The organism is Listeria rocourtiae FSL F6-920, from assembly GCF_000525975.1.
GTDB lineage: Bacteria > Bacillota > Bacilli > Lactobacillales > Listeriaceae > Listeria_A > Listeria_A rocourtiae.
Window position 1 is genome coordinate 21,908 of the sequence record NZ_AODK01000016.1, and the last position, 18,032, is coordinate 39,939.

An 18,032-nucleotide genomic window follows, 5' to 3' on the forward strand; every position below is an offset into this window, starting at 1 on the left:
TAACAGTGAAAATTAAAATGATGGTGAGTTGTATCATGATTAGCGTCCTAGTTATACTTGGTATTATAAGTCCTCAGCCCCTCACTCATGCCACCACAACACAGAGCGAAAAGACCTTAACCTTTCAAACGGCCTTTCCAGATAGCGCACTAGCGAAAGCGGTGTATGTAAGCCTCTATCCAGAACAAACAACACAAGAAATCGATTTAACAAAAACAGTGACACCAAAAGAATTAAGTCAAATCAAGACGTTAACAGATACACGGGATGTACCGATTTCAGATTTAACTGGTATTGGCCAATTAACTGGATTAACAACACTCGCCTTAGAAGGAAACGAAGGTGGACGCATTGTAAATATTTTTCCCCTCAAGCCCTTAAAAAAATTGGAGAAATTAACGCTACGAAATGAATTCATTTCAGACTTAGCGCCACTTGCTTCAGCCAAAAAGCTAAAAGAATTGGACCTTTCTCACAATAAAATTACACATATTAATTCTTTACAACGATTGACGCAACTAGAGAAGCTCATTCTCTCAGGAAATCAAATTACCGATTTTCGTCCGTTAAAAGATTTACCGGTCACCAATACAACCGCGTTTCAGGCTCATGCTCAAACTATCGTCAAAGATAGCGCAACCAAAACGGGTCGACGTGTTTTCGCTCCAAAAGTGTACGATACAACAGGGCGCCTGCTTTCTCCCCAAGTAGTCCAAGGCAGCGGGGACATCACAAAGATTCAAGCGGTGATGTGGGGGCAACCTGGTAAAAGCAAGCTGCAATACCGTGACAAGAAAAAAAATCCAGCGATTGTTGTATTTGTTCAATATAAAGCTGCCGGCAAACCATCAAAAACAGCTACGCTACAAAAAAAGAAGGCATCTTCAAACTCTCCATTAATTATCAAAGATGCTAATGGGAAAATACTCAATGATACCGATTATTTATTGGCACCTGGTAATGCAGAGCTAACAAAAAAAGATAACAGTCAGGCGATTGCTGATGCGATTGCCTTAGTAGCGCAACAACCATTCAATGCCGACCATCACAAGGGCAGTATTTCTCTCCCCAATGGGGAATGGCATCTGATGAACAAAATTGAGCTAGAGGAAGGTCAAAGCTTACTAGGCAACCAGACGACACTCATACGTGCTATAAAAGATTTTCTAATAGAGCCCATCGAAACACGAGACAGCGTCTCCTATTACGATGCGATGATTGATATGGCTAGCTACTCTCGCGTCAGCGGAATCACGCTAGATGGTCGCAAAGGAGATGCTGCCGCACATCAGAGGCAAAACGGCATCACAGTCAAAGGACACTACACGGAAGGAGACTCCCCTACAGCTCCAAGCGATACCGACTACTTACACGACATCGTCATCGAAGATATGACGATTCAAAACATGACGGGTAGCGGGATTATCATTGATTTAGCCAAAAACGTAATCATCCAAGGGAGCACAGAAGTCTCGGATGCCAACCATGCGATGCGCGTCGTCAATATGGGCTATGACGGCATTATCGGCTATTCGGTGGACAACATGACGCTCCACCGTACCTTAACAAAAACCATCGGTCATATGAAGTCGATTAATATACCAGAACAAAACTACAACCTGTGCCAATCGATGCGCAAAATGCGAGTCAATAATCCAGGACACACCCATCAAATTCGCTATCCTGTCAGTCATCAAGGAACGATTTCGCACAACGTTGTTCTGGACAATGCGTATGAAGGCATCGATGGCCACTCTGTGCAGGACTATCACATTGTTGCCAATACAATTGTCGACGTCCAACAAGCCATTATCACCGGTGGACAAAATTATCCTCCTGCCTATTACTACCCTACTCGTGATGTCGTCATTACCGAAAACCGAGTGAATCAACAGGAGGATATTAAAAAATGGGGGGGATCTCTAGAAGAACCTTCCCAAGCGGGAATTGTGCTGTGGGGGGCAACACGAAAAACACCAGAAGGCCCAGGATCGGATGAAGTTGGCTACTCGAACGGTGAAATTAGCAACAATCACGTCGATCACATTCAGCCTACGACCGAAGGCACCGGCTTTTATGGTGGCATTGCCATCAAAAACACAGATGGGGTCACGGTGCAACACAATACCATCGGCACCCAAATGGCCAATTCTGTGCAACTCGCTGGAATTGCAGTCAATGATAGTAATCTGTCCACCAAAATACTAGATAATCACATCGGCTATATCGGTTATACCGGGGATATGTCTTCGATAAATCAGACAGTGTACGCACCCATTGCCATACGTGGCCAACACAATACATCCATGATTCGAAATAATACATGGGATTCTAAAAATCCTACCGTGATTGTCGATGAAAAAGCAGGTCACCATTCGGGGAATGTCCTGCATCACTTACCAACCAACAATTGGGAAACCGAACAAGCACAACAGCGAGAAGCCGATATGTTTAATTATAATATCGCCAACCTACAGTGGGATACAGCATCTGGCACGGTCACCGGTTCGCTCGGGAAAGATGTCACGCACGTGGCTCTATATCAAGGGACCACGGAAGCTATTTTTACCAATGACAATCACTTGATTACGGAAGGAACCATTGATGCGGACCATCGCACCTTTACTATCACACATGAGGCGCTAAAAAATGGAGATATCGAAGACTTTGTCATCGTCGCTCAAAACACCATGGGCACCAATGGCAACTATCACTACAAAGTCATGTACAGCCCCCTTCAAAACCCTGAATGGTTTAAGTTAACGGTGGATCCGTATGATGTCAGAAACAGCGAGCAATTACAGGGGACCACGCTATCCGATCACGTGAAAAAAGTGCGTGTTCGCGTAGATGGGGATATCAAGTGCGTGCTAGACGTCACCGAACAAACATTTCGTGGCGATATTCGAAAATGGTTGAACGATGCAGTTTTCCAAGAAGTATGGGTTGAATCACTCGATACAGAAGGACACGTGATGTTCAGTAAGAAAGTGATGTTAGAGGATGCCCAAGGTTTTGCGATGACAACAAATCCCTTCGTACTACCAAGCGATTCCAAAGTGAAAGGAACTGTCGGCGAGCTTGTCAGTGTGGTTCAGATGGCGGTTAATCAGAAAGTCATCAATAATTTGGATACATCTGCTCATACAGGCGCTTTCCAAGCCAATGTCGCGCCGTATGTCACATCGGTAGATGATGACTTACAGGCAAGTAGTCTCGATGTACTCCAACAACCCCGGCAGACAACAGCTGTAACTATCTCAGACACACGCTATGCTTTGAGTATCCCTACCTATGACCTGAGTATTCATACGTTACATGGGACAGTTGGTGAGTGGATTCACCACGTCGCTTTGGAAGTCGATGGTAAAGTAGTCAATCAAGTCGATACAAACGATGGTGCTTTTTCTGCGCGTATGTCCGATCGTATCCCATCCATCTTCTCCAAAGTAGAGGCCGTAGGCTATGATGCTCAAGGAAAAGAACGTAGCCGGATAGCTGTCGATATCACCGATCAAGCGTACGCCATTTCTGCTAATCCTTATACGATTGATGACTCCTATCTCACAGGTAACGCCGGAGCTAAAGTAGCCTTTGCCGATATTTATGTGAATGGAAAACGAGCCAACCACTTGACATTGGATACTTCGGGCACTTATAAAGCAGCGATGAAAGGAAAGATTAATTCGATAACAGATGAGGTGGAAGTGTGGGGGATTGCCTCCGATGGGAAAACAGTGCGTTCCAAAATGCCTGTGACCTTAGTAGACAATAAAACAAAAATAAATACCAACCATTCTAAATGGGCACCTTTTCTAGAAAAACAACAGGAAGCTATTTATTTTGGTGTCGTTAGCCCGAAAAAAGAATAACCAATACACAAAGTAGCTAAGAGAACTCTTTGACTTTTCAACTTCTACGCCTTTAATACTGTTAATAGCTCATGACAAGACTTAAGAAAATTTTATAATAAAAGGTTCTCTCATAAAAAATCTAGAGGTTGAGACAAACTCCCAAAACAAGCTAAAAATCGCCCTACCCTTTATATGGATAAGACGAAGATTATGCTAGACACAAATCGAGCGAAAGCGTTTGTGTTCAATGGATTTGGAAGGATTGCATACTCGCATGCATATTGGGACTGTAACTCACTTCATGTCGAACAGTCCCAACAATGCGTAGCACATGAAATTAAAAACACTAATCGGTTTGATGCTCTAGCTATATCCATAATCTAGGAACCACACCTTGGTATCTACCGCGTTTGCGTACATACTTATTGCTACTTAATACATGAATTTGACGTGCTTCTACTATCATTTGACGAATTTCCAATGTACTACTCTTTTCTATATTTCCTAACTGTTCTTGTAAACAGACGAAGCAAGCGAATAAAGAACACTTACCCATCCTTTGATCCACTAGTAATCGCTCTAGTTTGCGAAATTGGTCAATAATTTCTTGTTCATACATCATTTGTTGTTTAGCCATTCCTTGGTAGCCTGTAAATTCTTCTACATCCATGTGCTTCCTTTTCAAAAAAAAGAGCGTTTTATCTAATTTTTCGATTTCATCGACTTGTTTCCCTATCATATGTTTCAACTTCTTATTACTTCTTTGCAGAAACAATACATATAGTAACATAGGTATAATGATTGCTAAACCAATTAAATACATCATAAAATTCCTTCCTTAGACAGTGTTGCTTTATAAATCATATTGCTGTATTATTCGTTATTCCTTAGCGTCATGTTGCTGATGATTTTCTACGAATTCTGTCATCGTCGCTTGACCTGACTCCGAAATATTCTCACGAAAAATAACCTTGTTAATAGTCAAGAGGAGTATTTTTAAATCTAACTTACACGATAGATGCTTAACATAAAAAATGTCTAACTCAAATTTATCCGCCCAACTAATCGCATTTCGCCCATTGACTTGGGCATAACCCGATAAACCTGGTAATACGTTATGCCGTAACCGTTGATAATCTGTATAATGATCTAGGTAACTTACCAAAAGTGGCCGTGGACCAATAAAACTCATATCACCTTTGATAATATTAATCAGTTGAGGAAGTTCATCCACGCTTGTTTTACGCAAGAACTCTCCTAATTTCGTCATTCGCTCTGCATCAGGTAATAAATTCCCCTGAATATCTCGTGTATCTCTCATTGTTTTAAATTTGTAGATTGTAAAAATGCATTCATCTTTGCCCACTCGTTTTTGCCGAAAAAAAGCGCTGCCTCCGATACCAACTTTGACAACAATATAAATGAAACATATCGGTACTATTAAAATTCCTAACGCCAACAAAGCAACAATGAAGTCAGTGATCCTTTTGATTTGAATGTATTGCAAGAGAAATTCCCTCTTTTCTTAATGATACTGTTTTTTTAATCAGTGGAAGATAAAGGATGATCACAGTCAATAATAAGAGACTGTTCACGAGCCAACTATAGGACACCAAAAAAGTATTATAAAAGCCGGCCATAAATAAAATACCAATGGTGATGAGTTGCTTTGTCATACGAATCCCTTCCCATTGCTTATTAGACAAAATGGTACGTAGGAAGTAATAAATAAAGTAGGAGATGCCGATACTAAGTGCGGCTCCCTTTGCTCCAAACGTTGGGACAAGCGATACAGCCAATATTATATTAGTAAGCACAGCCCCGATAGAAACATAGATATTCAAATATGTTTTTCGACTAAAAACAATTCCAAGTGTCGTTGTTTCACTAATTGTGTACAGAATGGGGACAAAACAAAGAAACGGGAAAATATAAATCATATCCGCATACGCTGTTGTGAACACCAATGAGACGGCATTTTTACAAAGCAAAATGAGTAAGAATACACAAGCAAACAATGCTGTGACACCATCTGCCACAAATTGAAAATAAGCCATTTGTTTCTGCTCTTTTTGCCAGCGATACGCCATTGGAATCCAAAAGCTAGTAAAGCTCGATTGCATAATTTTAAGTAAGCTTGCAATTTTAAACGCCGCTGTGTACAAACCGAGTTCTGCATAATTAGAAAAAAAAGCCGATAATAAAGCGGTCACTTGTATTAAAGATAGCTTCAATCGAAAAAGCGATAAAAACCGGAAAACCAAAAACCCATAATTTTTTAATGAGCTTTCTATCAAGCGAAAAATGTTTAAGGCTCAGCAATCGTGCACAAAATGCAATGATAAGCAAGTCACCTACAATTTGTCCAATTAAAGTACCATAAATAATCACTGAAAAATCGCGTTTTCCTGACAGAATAAAGGCAAGTGTCGCTACTAAGATAAACACTTTGATGACAAACGTCAACAGCGAATATAGCGCCGCCTGCTCTTTCATTCGAATCGAAAGCAGAAAAAAGCGTTCAAAAATCAGTGTAAACATACTGACACAGAGTAGTATAATCGGAACAACAGCTTCCGCATCATAAAATATAAAATCAGCAAAATCAGCCCGAAATAGCAAAAACAAACTGCTCAAACCTGTTGCAACCAAAAGTGGAATAAATATAGCGTTCTGAATTAAATAACGTTTATCAGACTGTTCATGGTACTCTCGTGCGTATGCTTGGTCAAATCCTAAGTAAAGATAGGCGGTTAAAAGTGTCTGTACTAAAATAAACATGCTCGCCTTTCCATACTCTTCTGGTGAAACGAAATACGTTGTTAGCGGTATCGTAATAAAACTCACTAGCGCTCCGGCAATTGGACCTAACGTGAAATAGAAAAATCGCTTGATTGTCGTATTCATCCTTTTACTTCACACATTTCCATCAATCGCTGATTTAGTGTCTCAATATTAAATTCATCTGCCACTTTTTGGATAGCATTGCGTGACATACGCTGTCGATTTGTATCTGTCATTCTAATCATGCTTTCAATATGATGAGTGAGTGCCATAGCATCATTTTCAACCGCTAATAGACCATTATATTCATGTTCTACCAGTTCAGGAATACCACTGTGATACGTAGAAATGACCAACTTTCCTTTTGCTAGGGCCTCCATCAATGAAACTGGAATACCTTCCATATCACCATTTTCTGCAACCCGACTCGGCTGTAAGATGATAGATGCCTTTTGAATGGATTGTTGTACTTCGGTTTGTGTCAACCAACCTGTAAAATGAACCTGCTTCTTCACGCCTAAAGCCTCAGCTTGTGCCATCAACACTTGCTTCTTCTCACCATCACCAATAACTGTCAGCTCTACAGGATATCCCTTACTTCTTAAACGAGCAGTACTTGATATCGCTATATCAATGCCTTTTTTCTCTGTCAAACGCCCAATTAAAAGTAGCTGAATCGTCTCTTCAAACTGGGAAGGTAGCGTCACTGGTGTAAATTTATTTAAGTCAACCCCCATATGATGCACACGAACCCGATGTTCCGCTGCGCCGTATTCCTTCACTTTCTTAGCCCATAGACGGCTAATAGGCAACAGTGTGATGGTTGATTGGAATAACGGTTGGTAAATCTCACTTCCAAAACGCTCCACAAAGCCTGTTACATCATTGCCATGAAAAAAAACAAAACGATTCGTCACAGACTCAGACTCTAAAATACTAAGTAACAAACCGTTCGAACCGTAATGCGCAATAATGGCATCATATGTCGATTGATTTTTGATATATTTCTCTGCCAAAAGTGGCCGCAAGCTAAATATAAATTTCCCATAGCGCCAGTAGTTGAGTAGCTGCACTGTTCGAATAGGGTTCTTAACAAAATGCTGTGTAACCCTTACAAGCTTTTGTCCTATGGATTTCGGCACATTCACAAACGTAACTTTATCCATAAGGCCGTAACGTACTACATCGGGATGTGCTTTTCCATTTACTTTTGACATCGCTAAAATAGTCACATCATGACCAGCATCCAAAAAGCCTGTCATTTGATTTAAAATAAAGGTTTCGGATAATGCTGGAAATGTCGATACCACAAATAAAACTTTCATTCTCTATTCTCTCGCTTTCATCGCTTCTTTTAGAATATGCTCTAATTTCTTAGCTAGCGTACGACGATCAAAATTTTCTACAGCTAAACGATAGGCATTCTCTCCGAAGTCATTTCTCTTATCTAGCTTCAATACATCAATCGCCTGTACCACATCACTTGGTTCCGTTGGGCGAACAAAAATCCCCGCTTGATACGTCTCTATCAGCTCTTTCATCCAGCCTTTACAATTAACAAGTGTTGGCTTTCCAGCAGCAAGCGAATCAAAGAACTTATTAGGCGAAGCCATCTCTAAAACGGGATGATGCTTCACAGACATAATCGTCGCATCGACGTCCGCTATGAGGGCTGGAATATCTTTTTTAGGAACTTTTCCGGTGAAAATAACGTTCTTCAGTGCGTACTTTGCTACCAAAGCTTCTAATTCAGCGCGTTTTCCGCCATCACCAGTAAGTAAAATAACGGTATCTTTTCGCTCTTGTTCATCTAACAAACGCGCCGATTCTATCAAATAATCCAATCCATTAATAACACCCATAGAACCTACATGCGCCAAGATAAACTTATTCTGTAGCTGAAATTGTTCTCGTATTTTCCCTGTGGGTGCTACATCAAATAGTGCTAAATCAGCGCTGTTAGGAATCACACTGACTTTCTTCTCCATCACCCCACGAGCAATAATGCCATCTTTCATTCCTGGAGAAAGTGCCACAATATGTGTTGCTCGTTTATAAATATGTGACTCAAAATAGCATAGTGTGCGGTAAATAAAGCGATTTTGAATATACCCTAATTGATACGGTGCTTCAGGCCATAAATCACGGACCTCAAATACAAATGGCACTTTACTTTTCCAAGCTAAGAAGAGTGCTGGAATCCCAATCGTTAGCGGCGTAGACGTGGCAAAAATCAAATCGTATTGACGGTGCTTTACTCGGAATAAACACGCTAAGAAAAGAAATTGCAAAAATGCCCAAATTCGACGCCATTTGCCAAAGTGATTCTCATATTGATTACGAATAGCATGTACCGTAATACCATCCACATCATACGTTTCAAAGCGAGTCGTTTGTTGCTCTGTGAGAGATCCTAATTGGGAATCACCTGTTAGAACTTCCACCTCATGCCCTTGCTCTTGTAAGATTCTCGCAAATTCATACGAACGCGTCCCAGTCGAACTGTCCAGTGTTGCAAAATATTGATGCATGTACAAAATCTTCAATAGGGAACTTCCTTTCCATTGTCACAAAAAGAAATCATTTGCTCTACAACTCTGTTCTGATCCTCTTTGCTCAAGTTACTTCCCGATGGCAAGCACAACCCTCTAGCAAATAAATAATCAGAAATTGCTTGTTCCTGCGCTTTATAGAAGGAAACACCTTTTAAAAACGGCTGGCGGTGCATCGGATTCCAAGTCAGTCTACTCTCAATCCCTTGCTCATTCAGAAAATTCATCACAGCTAGCGGATTTTGATTTTCTAATAAAACAACAGACAACCAGCGATTTGATTGAACATTTTCCTGATCAAGTGGCATCATTTGAACAGATGTGTCCTGAAACGCCTGCTTGTAGTCTTCAAAAATACAACGTCGCTTCACGATTTTCTTGTCCAACGTCTGCAGTTGGCCTCTACCAATACCAGCGAGCACGTTACTTAGCCTGTAGTTATAGCCCACAGCTTCATGAAGGTAATACGGTGCTTGACTTTTTGACTGTGTGGCTAAATATTTTATCTGTTTGGCCACCAAGACATGGTTTGTGACAACCATTCCCCCACCAGATGTCGTCATAATTTTATTGCCGTTAAAGGAATACACACCAATGTCACCGATTGTTCCTGAATGTTTACCATCATACGTACTTCCCAACGATTCACAAGCATCTTCAATTAAGAACGCACCATATTCGGCGCATAAAGCTTTAATCCGCTTCATCTCGGCGACTTGTCCATAAATATGCGTAACTACAACCGCCCTGACCTTTACTTCTTTCTTGAAAGCCTCTTCTAGTAAATCAGCTGACATATTCCATGTCTCCTGATCCGAATCAATTAATACCGGCGTTGCTCCCTGATAAATAATCGGATTGACAGAGGCTGCAAAAGTGAAACTCTGGCATAAAACGATATCACCTGTAGAAACACCCGCTACGATAAGTGCCAAATGTAATCCAGCCGTTCCAGATGAGACTGCTACACCATATTTTGCGCCAACAAAAGTAGCTATTTCTTCCTCAAACGCATCTATGTGAGGTCCAGCTGGTGCAATCCAATTGTCTTGAAAAGCCTGTTCAACATAGCTTAATTCATTTCCTGACATATCAGGTGGTGAGAGTAAGATTCGTTGGTTCATGAAGCACGCCACCACCTATTCTATAAATATGATTCGCCTGAATATCTTTATACACATGTTGCATATCTACAATGGCTTTACTGCTTTCTAATAGGCCGTTATAGTCTAACTTCGTGTGCTTCGTTAAAATAACGACACAATCATATTGTTCGAAAGCACATGACTGGGACTGAATCACTGGTACAACTTGATCGTCTCTATCTTTGAAAGAAGGTACAAACGGATCCAGCACGGAAATCACGGTTCCACGTTCTTTCAGAATTTCATACACATCAAGTGCTGGCGATTCCCGTACATCATTAATATCTGATTTATATGCCACACCAACCAACAAGACCTTCGCCTCATTCAGTGATTTTCCTTGGATATTTAAGGCATCTTGAATTTTATCCACCACACGATATGGCATATTCATATTAATCTCCTGAGCTGTCTCAATAAATTTATTAAAAAACTTACTTTGTTTTCCCTTCCAGTGGAGATACATAGGGTCTAACGGAATGCAATGCCCACCAACACCTGGACCAGGATAAAACGGCATAAATCCAAATGGTTTCGTTGCAGCCGCATCAATGGTTTCCCAAATATCTAGCCCCATTCGTTCACACATCAACGCCATCTCATTTACAAAAGCAATATTAATGCTGCGGAATGTATTCTCTAACAGCTTGCTCATCTCTGCTGTTTCAAGCGAACTAACAACAACGACCTCATCTAGCACAGAGGCGTATAATTTTTCTGCTAATTGGGCGCTAGCAGGAGTCAAGCCACCGATGACTTTCGGGATACTTTTCGTTTGGAATTTGCTGTTCCCAGGATCTACACGTTCTGGTGAAAAACAAAGAAAATAGTCTTCATCCATATGTTTTCCGGCCTGATTTAGACGTTCCGCAAAAATTTCTCGTGTAGAGCCCGGATACGTAGTACTCTCCAGTATAATGAGTAACGGATTGTCCAAATATCGCTCAATTTTTTCCGCGGTATACGTTAAATAACTAATATCGGGCTCCTGATTCTTATTTAATGGTGTGGGTACACAGATACTAACGGCATCCAAATCACCTAAAACTTGAAAATCAGATGTCACCTGAAATTGCTCGGATTGGATAGCATTATTTACTTGAGAATCTGTGATATCTAAAATATGAGATTTCCCCTCAGATAAGCTGTTAATTTTCTGTGAATCAATATCGATTCCGACCACCTTATATCCGGCTTCTACTAATTCCATCGCAAGCGGCAAACCAACATAGCCTAAGCCAATAACCCCCACTGTCATTTTTTTTAATGTGTATTTTTTCCATCATTAAATCAATAGAACGAATTTTCTGCATTTTATATATTCTCCTTTATTCTCATTATTTAGCATTTATTAAATCAAATAACTGAACACGTAAATCACTTTCTGTTACTTGATTAAAGTGTTTTTGCCAATTTTTTAATATTTAAAATAGCTTTGGGAATGCTTACTTCTCCACAGTAAAATTTATTTAAATGATTCTTTCCTGTTGTAAATTCACTTGCTTCAAAAAGCTCTTCTTTAATTTTTTCACCGTCTCTAATCCCAATGAATTTAATTTGAACAGTACTTCTTTTTTTCCCAGCTAAAATAGCTAATTTATGAACAATATCCACTATTTTTTGAGGTTCTCCCATTTTTAACACAAAAATTTCTCCACCTTTAGCTAAGACGCTAGCCTCAATTACGAGTTGACTCGCCTCTGGTATGGTCATGAAATAGCGTTCCATATCTGGATGCGTAATGGTCACTGGCTGGTTCATTTTAATTTGCTTCCAAAAAAGTGGAATCGCACTACCGCGACTTCCCAGCACATTTCCGAAACGAACGACAGAGTAAATTCCAGCGTTACGATCATTATTTTTTGACTGGACAACCCACTCTGCGATCTTTTTTGATGCACCCATAACAGAAGTTGGATCTACAGTCTTGTCTGTAGAAATCATAACAAACCGCTCTACACCACATTGCACGCTCATATCTACTAAATTTTGAGTGCCGATAATATTGTTTTTAATGGCCTCTCCGATATTGTCTTCCATCATCGGCACATGTTTATGTGCCGCAGCGTGATACACAATATCAGGTTTATAATTATTAAAGATAGCTTGAAGCCTCTCTCTATCTTGAATATCTGCAATCAGGGGAACTAATGGAATTTGTGTTTTCATGCGCATTTCTTGATGAATATTAAAAATACTGTTCTCCCCGTGACCTAAAAGAAGAATTTCTGCCGGTTCACATTTTGCCAACTGACGTACTAACTCTCCCCCTATAGAACCACCCGCACCGGTAATTAACACTCTTTTTCCACGGAATTTAGGAGTTAATGCTTCATAATCCAACTGCGCTTCTTCTCGACCTAGTAAATCAGCGTAATCTAGTTTTTGCATGGTTTGAATAGATCCTTCGCCACTTACAATCGCTGCAATATCAGGCATAACTTCTGTTTGTACACCTGTTTGAGCGCACATTTCTAAAATGTCTATTTTGATATTTTTTTGTAAAGATGGTATCGCAAAAATGATATGTTCAATAAAATACTCGTGAACAACCTCTTTGATATCTCGAAGCTTTCCTAAAATCGGCACGCCTAGACGATCTTGAATATCTTCACGATCATCTAATAGCCCGATAGAAATAAGTGAATTTCCCTTATGTGTTCGAAAATAAGGAATGAGCAGTTCACTCGCTTCTCCTGCACCAATAATTAATGTTCGTTTCTTATTTTGATTGATGTTATTCATTGCGTATCTCCTTTTTACTATGGTATTTAATATAGCAAATTCCAAATGCAATCATAAACCAAAGGAATCGTTTTTCTAAAATTGTACTCAAAGCAATGGATGCACCCATGAATGAAATCCATATCAGCAATGGAAGATGCCATTTACCAGAGCTTTTCATGTACAGTAGTTGAATAATATATAGGGTGAAAATACCGATACAAAATATAAAACCAATAACGCCAATATTTCCTATCGTTTCTAACCAAAAATTGTGCCCGGTTACGTAGGCCTCAGAACTATCCTCCGCATAACCAATCAGCAATGTATTTAATTGTCTTGGTACGTTACCTGCACCAATCCCTATAAAATGACTATCTTGTATAATTTGTATTAATAATTCATATAAGTGCCCCCGCGCAGATGTTGAGGTGCCTTTGCCTGTGAAAGATGAGTAGATGATATCCGTTAAATTTTTGCCAAAAGAGCTAAATACAGCTATCGTAAGAAAAATGGGTGCTTGAAGAAGACATATGATGATACCTTTTTCCTTAAATTGAAAAAAGAAAATGGTCAAAATACTGATTCCTATAGCTAACATACCAATTCTAGAGTAGGTCGAAACAACAACATAAATAGTCATCACAGTAACGACAATGTATAAAATTAAACCTAGATTTTTACGCTTAAACTCTAAAAGATAGTTGGCTGCTACCGGGTAGAGAATAGCTAATAATAAAGCATAATCATTCGTGTTAAACAAAAATCCAGTAGGCTGAAATTGGCTAGTAGTCGTAATATATACATTCGATCCTGAAAGAGGAAGATGCCATCCTAGTATAGTTTCAATTATCCCCACAACCAAATTAAGACTAAAAAAGATGGTTATCAATTGAAAAAGGCGCATAAATTGTTTCTCTGAGTTTAAATGATAAAAGCAGATAACAAACAAGTAGCAAATTTCAAAAATGAAATAAGAGTATCGAATTCCCAATGTTACAGACCCCGCCCAGCAAAGCGAAAGGATACTTGCAACGAAATATAGTAGTAATAATATAAAATAGGCGCGATATTTTTTTAAGTTTTCGATGTCAAAATCTTGGGTTATAAGCAGTAAAAATACATGTATCGGTAGCAAAAGCCTAAAGAGATAGATACTTTCATGTCCTGGAACAGATAAATATGCCCCTAGGAACATCGCTACAACAACGACCCAGAATAGAATCTCAACTATCTTTTTAATATCCACATAATAAACAGCAATACCGATACACAGCAGAGGAATGATTGCATACATCCATGGAAGTAATGCACCTAGTATACCCAATGCCCCACCGATAGCGATGTAACAAAATTTTATTAAAGTAGGATTCTTAAGTTTATTTGTACTCATAGCGCTTGTATTCTTTTTTAGAAAATTGTTTTTTATTAAGTACTAATCCTAAAATGGTTGGATTAATGAGTTGCATCTGTTCAAAGGCTTTTGTGACCTCAGAGGTTTGCGTATGATTAGCTCCAATAATGAATAACAAGTTCTTGAATTCTGAGATAATAAACTTCGTATCTGGCGAAAAATTAATAGGTGGTGAATCAATCAATACAACGTCATAGTCAGCTGCACAACGATTGATCTCACTATAAATTTGCTTTGAATTAGCAACAACAGAGGGGTCTAAAGAAGTATAGCCACTTGGAAGAAAAGAAATATTTTCACCAACAGGGATAAGCGCGTCTTCCAGTGCTAGTTGGTCGTTGAACATCGCAGAAACGCCATGGTATCCGTAATAAATATTTTTAGAGAGCTGTGAGCGATGTAAATCATAATCGATAAGAAGTACTTTTCTATTAGCTTCTGCAAACGCAAGTGCTAGATGAAGAGCACAATAGCTCTTTCCATCCCCTTGATTAGCAGATGTAATAACAATAATATGATCTTTCTTATTTTTTAATCGATGCTCCACATTCACCCGCAAGTCACGAAATTTATTAGAATAAAAAGTATCCAATCGATTCAATGCTAGTTTATCTCTTATCAAATGGCTTCTTTCCCTTCTCCTTAGAATACCCAATTATACCGACAACAGGAAAACCAAATTGCTGAATATCTATTTCATCACGAATTTTTCGTGTTAATAATAGTTCAATGAAAATGTAAATCATGCCAACCCACGCACCCATAATACCGGCAACCACATAGTATATATTCGAAGATATAGGCACACCTTTAACAGCTGTGTTTAAAACTACCATTTGATTTCCTGTGAAATATTTCTTAATTTGTTCTTGTGTAATTCTCGCAGTTGTAGTCGCAATGTCTTTCGATTTGTCTGCCGCATTACTCTTTACCGTTATATTCATCGATAAAGAATTCTCATTGCTGGACACTGTTATACTATTTTTCAATTGTTGCACAGATCCACCTAAATCTAACTCTTTTTTCACATCTTCCAACACTTTCGTACTACGTATGATATTCATATAAGTATTCATTAACTGAATACTAACACGCACACTAGATTCATCGGTTTCATTAGCTTCCTTGTTTTTATCGCTTGATGGCAGAACCAATAGCTCGATACTAGATTCATATTCTGTGTCTATAAAATTTGATTTCACCAAATGGACACAAAATATGAAGAATAAAGAAAAGAAGAGGATAAGATACCAACGTTTCAAAAGTTTATTAATATAATTCCTAAATATGTTCGTCTCCAACAAAAGCACCTCGTTACCTTACCTAAGGGTTTTATAAAAATTGATTAACTTCTTTCCCTCTATTTCCCAGTTATATTTTTTTTTCATAGTTATTACGTCCATTCCTCCCCATTTCGAAACGCAAGGAATCGTCGAGTAAAATGGACACACTTTTTTTTTTATGTCATCTATATTATGTGGGCATACAGCCATTCCACATTTATTTTCATCCATTAGTTGTTTCCAAATCGGAAAATCGGATACAATCATCGGCAGACTCGCTGCCATATATTCGAATATTTTGGTAGCTAGAGAGTCTGTATAGTTTGGAACAGGATGCAACAAACAGATACCTGCATCAGCTTCAAAATAATACTCCCAAATATTCTCATAATTTATATACGGTTTATAGTCAACATGATTTTGCAATTCATTTACTTCAATAAAAGATATTATTTCTTGCAGTACATTTTGTTCTGACTCTCCTATGAGTAATAATTCGACCGCTATACCTTCTCTAGTAAGTTGGGATACTGCCTCTAACATCTCAAAGACTCCTCGAACTGCAGCAATTCGTCCTATATAAATCAGTCGCAAGGGGCGTCCCTTTACCTGAGTGACAACATGATGGTTGCCATCTACCCTAGTAGGAAAATTATAAATATCTACTTTTTTTACATTGATATTTACATAGTGCTTACTGTAAGATTTCTCAGCAAAAATAAGACCATCTAATTTTTTTTAAATAATGCCGCTCTCCTTTTCCAATGAACAAAGATAGTACCCTCCTAAAAGGTTTAGGAATCCAACTTTTATTTTGGATAGCTGCTGGAAAATTCTCATGCATATCATAAATTATTTTGGCGCCTTTTTTATTTCTTTGAATAAAGGGAACTAATAGAAGTAGCTCAGGGTCATGAAAGTGATAAAATTTGGCCGAACTCTTCTTGATTTGTTTTTTTTAGTTCTAAAATATTTTTGTATCGACCTAGTCTTGAGCGTTTTGGCAATAGTGAAATACGTAAATTATTCTTAATTTCAGCTGACTCGCTCCCCACCCCATAAAAATCTATGTGGTAGTATTGTGCTAATGTTAAAGCTTCTTTATGGAAGATACGTGCATCCTGATATGGATGAACCGAGCTAAACATCATAATCTTGCTTTCATCCAGATGGATCATCATTCACAAACCTTTCTAACTAATATGAGGAACCTGAGTGACAATTCCGAAATAGGCTATCAAGAAAAAGTTCCTACGCATACTTTTTTTGATTTGACATAAGCAGTGAAAATACAGTGTTTTTTAATTTTTTGAATCAACAAGCGTGTCTGTATTACTAGAAATCATATATAATGGCCTAAAAAAGTTAGCCCTTCTCAGGATACGCTGTTCACTTTGGATGGATAAAGTGGAGAGTATTGTTTGCCCCATCCCTTGTTGAATCATCTTTAAGATAGTAGAGTTATTATTACATGTTAATGTTGCTTCTGGTTTTATTCTGTTGCGTGTTAAATATTGATTTGTATACTGTCTCACACTGTCCTCCTCACTATGGAACAGCCAAACGTTATCTTGGGGATTCCCCACAACAACCATTTCATCATGCATAAAAATTTGGGATTCAAGGGCCGTAGTACTCGTTTTAGATTCAACCAAGCCTATATTTATATCGGAAAGGCTAATTGATTTGGCAATTTCAGAAGAATTAGCGATACTAAATTCAAATCTAGTATGTGGAAATATTCCTGCTAGTCTACTTAACAATTCAGGTACAATGGTATTCCCAATCGTTTCAGAGGCACCAATTTTGAATGTATGATTTTCTTCTTTTTCTAGTTTATGAAGCGTATGAACAGTTTCCTTCCATTCACTCTGTAATTTCTTTAACTCAATATAAAAAAATTGGCCCGCTACTGTAGGAGATATACGCGTATACTTTGAACGTTCGAAAAGGCTTACGCCCAATAATTTTTCTAAACTGCTAATCTGAGTAGATACCGCCGATTGAGAAATGTATAATTGCTGGGAAGCCTTCGTGAAGTTTTTTTCATCATATACGGTAATAAAAGTTTTTAATAACTTAAACATTTAATAAAAACCTCCTATGATATTTTATTATACAAGAAAGAAACAAATGCATTAAACATCGATAAGTAATCGTTATAATTATATTTTATGATGACGTACCTTAATTTGAGAGCATTTATCATTTTTCTATTCCTTCGAGATTGACTCCGTTGAGTGTAACACCTCTTCATCTATTATTATTTGTATTTG

The 18,032-nt window shown here is 38.5% G+C and carries 16 protein-coding genes; 1 reads left to right on the top strand and 15 read right to left on the bottom strand.

Features of this window, described 5'->3' with window-relative positions; genetic code table 11:
* Positions 1-5: 5 nt before the first annotated feature.
* Positions 6-3,872 carry a leucine-rich repeat domain-containing protein gene (locus tag PROCOU_RS06455; protein ID WP_036070645.1) on the top strand — a complete coding sequence of 1,289 codons (3,867 nt, stop codon included), beginning with the start codon at positions 6-8 and terminating at the stop codon, positions 3,870-3,872.
* Positions 3,873-4,221: 349 nt separating this feature from the next.
* Here PROCOU_RS06455 and PROCOU_RS06460 read toward each other — a convergent pair whose 3' ends face one another.
* From PROCOU_RS06460 to PROCOU_RS06525, 15 genes are all read right to left on the bottom strand, one after another.
* Positions 4,222-4,680, bottom strand: a complete 459-nt coding sequence (locus tag PROCOU_RS06460; protein ID WP_036070648.1) for a hypothetical protein — start codon at positions 4,678-4,680, stop codon at positions 4,222-4,224.
* 54 nt (positions 4,681-4,734) lie between these two features.
* The gene (locus PROCOU_RS06465) at positions 4,735-5,361 is read right to left on the bottom strand and encodes a sugar transferase (RefSeq protein WP_036070651.1); all 627 of its coding nucleotides are present in this window, start codon (positions 5,359-5,361) and stop codon (positions 4,735-4,737) included.
* On the bottom strand, positions 5,330-6,067 hold the full coding sequence (locus PROCOU_RS16460) for a lipopolysaccharide biosynthesis protein (RefSeq protein WP_051994244.1): 738 nt from the start codon (positions 6,065-6,067) through the stop codon (positions 5,330-5,332). Before PROCOU_RS16460 ends, PROCOU_RS06465 begins: the two co-directional genes overlap by 32 nt.
* Positions 6,036-6,761 (bottom strand): oligosaccharide flippase family protein, encoded by a 726-nt coding sequence (locus PROCOU_RS16465; RefSeq protein ID WP_051994245.1) that lies wholly within the window; start codon positions 6,759-6,761, stop codon positions 6,036-6,038. Before PROCOU_RS16465 ends, PROCOU_RS16460 begins: the two co-directional genes overlap by 32 nt.
* On the bottom strand, positions 6,758-7,963 hold the full coding sequence (locus PROCOU_RS06475) for a glycosyltransferase (protein ID WP_036070653.1): 1,206 nt from the start codon (positions 7,961-7,963) through the stop codon (positions 6,758-6,760). Before PROCOU_RS06475 ends, PROCOU_RS16465 begins: the two co-directional genes overlap by 4 nt.
* Before the next feature lie 3 nt (positions 7,964-7,966).
* Positions 7,967-9,184 (bottom strand): glycosyltransferase family 4 protein, encoded by a 1,218-nt coding sequence (locus PROCOU_RS06480; RefSeq protein WP_036070655.1) that lies wholly within the window; start codon positions 9,182-9,184, stop codon positions 7,967-7,969.
* Positions 9,181-10,314, bottom strand: coding sequence for a DegT/DnrJ/EryC1/StrS family aminotransferase (locus tag PROCOU_RS06485; RefSeq protein WP_036070657.1), 1,134 nt, complete (start codon positions 10,312-10,314; stop codon positions 9,181-9,183). The genes PROCOU_RS06480 and PROCOU_RS06485 overlap by 4 nt, the downstream gene beginning before the upstream one ends.
* Positions 10,283-11,593: a nucleotide sugar dehydrogenase gene (locus tag PROCOU_RS06490; RefSeq protein ID WP_051994246.1), complete on the bottom strand. Its 1,311-nt coding sequence runs from the start codon at positions 11,591-11,593 to the stop codon at positions 10,283-10,285. The genes PROCOU_RS06485 and PROCOU_RS06490 overlap by 32 nt, the downstream gene beginning before the upstream one ends.
* Before the next feature lie 137 nt (positions 11,594-11,730).
* Positions 11,731-13,080, bottom strand: coding sequence for a polysaccharide biosynthesis protein (locus PROCOU_RS06495; protein ID WP_051994247.1), 1,350 nt, complete (start codon positions 13,078-13,080; stop codon positions 11,731-11,733).
* A complete protein-coding gene (locus tag PROCOU_RS06500; RefSeq protein ID WP_036070661.1) occupies positions 13,073-14,452 on the bottom strand; it encodes an O-antigen ligase family protein in 1,380 nt (459 codons plus the stop codon). The genes PROCOU_RS06495 and PROCOU_RS06500 overlap by 8 nt, the downstream gene beginning before the upstream one ends.
* Entirely contained in the window at positions 14,439-15,095 is a 657-nt protein-coding gene (locus PROCOU_RS06505) for a CpsD/CapB family tyrosine-protein kinase (protein WP_036070663.1), read from the bottom strand. Before PROCOU_RS06505 ends, PROCOU_RS06500 begins: the two co-directional genes overlap by 14 nt.
* On the bottom strand, positions 15,082-15,774 hold the full coding sequence (locus tag PROCOU_RS06510; RefSeq protein WP_036070667.1) for a YveK family protein: 693 nt from the start codon (positions 15,772-15,774) through the stop codon (positions 15,082-15,084). The genes PROCOU_RS06505 and PROCOU_RS06510 overlap by 14 nt, the downstream gene beginning before the upstream one ends.
* 18 nt (positions 15,775-15,792) lie before the next feature.
* Positions 15,793-16,476: a glycosyltransferase gene (locus PROCOU_RS06515; RefSeq protein ID WP_077913352.1), complete on the bottom strand. Its 684-nt coding sequence runs from the start codon at positions 16,474-16,476 to the stop codon at positions 15,793-15,795.
* A 191-nt stretch (positions 16,477-16,667) separates the two neighbouring features.
* Positions 16,668-16,937 (bottom strand): hypothetical protein, encoded by a 270-nt coding sequence (locus PROCOU_RS06520; protein ID WP_036070672.1) that lies wholly within the window; start codon positions 16,935-16,937, stop codon positions 16,668-16,670.
* 120 nt (positions 16,938-17,057) lie between these two features.
* Entirely contained in the window at positions 17,058-17,843 is a 786-nt protein-coding gene (locus PROCOU_RS06525; RefSeq protein ID WP_036070675.1) for a LysR family transcriptional regulator, read from the bottom strand.
* Positions 17,844-18,032: the final 189 nt, after the last annotated feature.

Excerpts from the sequence above, each read along its gene's own strand:
- PROCOU_RS06460 (WP_036070648.1), bottom strand. The coding sequence starts at position 4,680 with ATGATGTATTTAATTGGTTTAGCAATCATTATACCTATGTTACTATAT.
- PROCOU_RS16465 (WP_051994245.1), bottom strand. The coding sequence starts at position 6,761 with ATGAATACGACAATCAAGCGATTTTTCTATTTCACGTTAGGTCCAATT.
- PROCOU_RS06475 (WP_036070653.1), bottom strand. The coding sequence starts at position 7,963 with ATGAAAGTTTTATTTGTGGTATCGACATTTCCAGCATTATCCGAAACC.
- PROCOU_RS06485 (WP_036070657.1), bottom strand. The coding sequence starts at position 10,314 with ATGAACCAACGAATCTTACTCTCACCACCTGATATGTCAGGAAATGAA.
- PROCOU_RS06490 (WP_051994246.1), bottom strand. The coding sequence starts at position 11,593 with ATGACAGTGGGGGTTATTGGCTTAGGCTATGTTGGTTTGCCGCTTGCG.
- PROCOU_RS06495 (WP_051994247.1), bottom strand. The coding sequence starts at position 13,080 with ATGAATAACATCAATCAAAATAAGAAACGAACATTAATTATTGGTGCA.
- PROCOU_RS06500 (WP_036070661.1), bottom strand. The coding sequence starts at position 14,452 with ATGAGTACAAATAAACTTAAGAATCCTACTTTAATAAAATTTTGTTAC.
- PROCOU_RS06520 (WP_036070672.1), bottom strand. The coding sequence starts at position 16,937 with ATGATGATCCATCTGGATGAAAGCAAGATTATGATGTTTAGCTCGGTT.
- PROCOU_RS06525 (WP_036070675.1), bottom strand. The coding sequence starts at position 17,843 with ATGTTTAAGTTATTAAAAACTTTTATTACCGTATATGATGAAAAAAAC.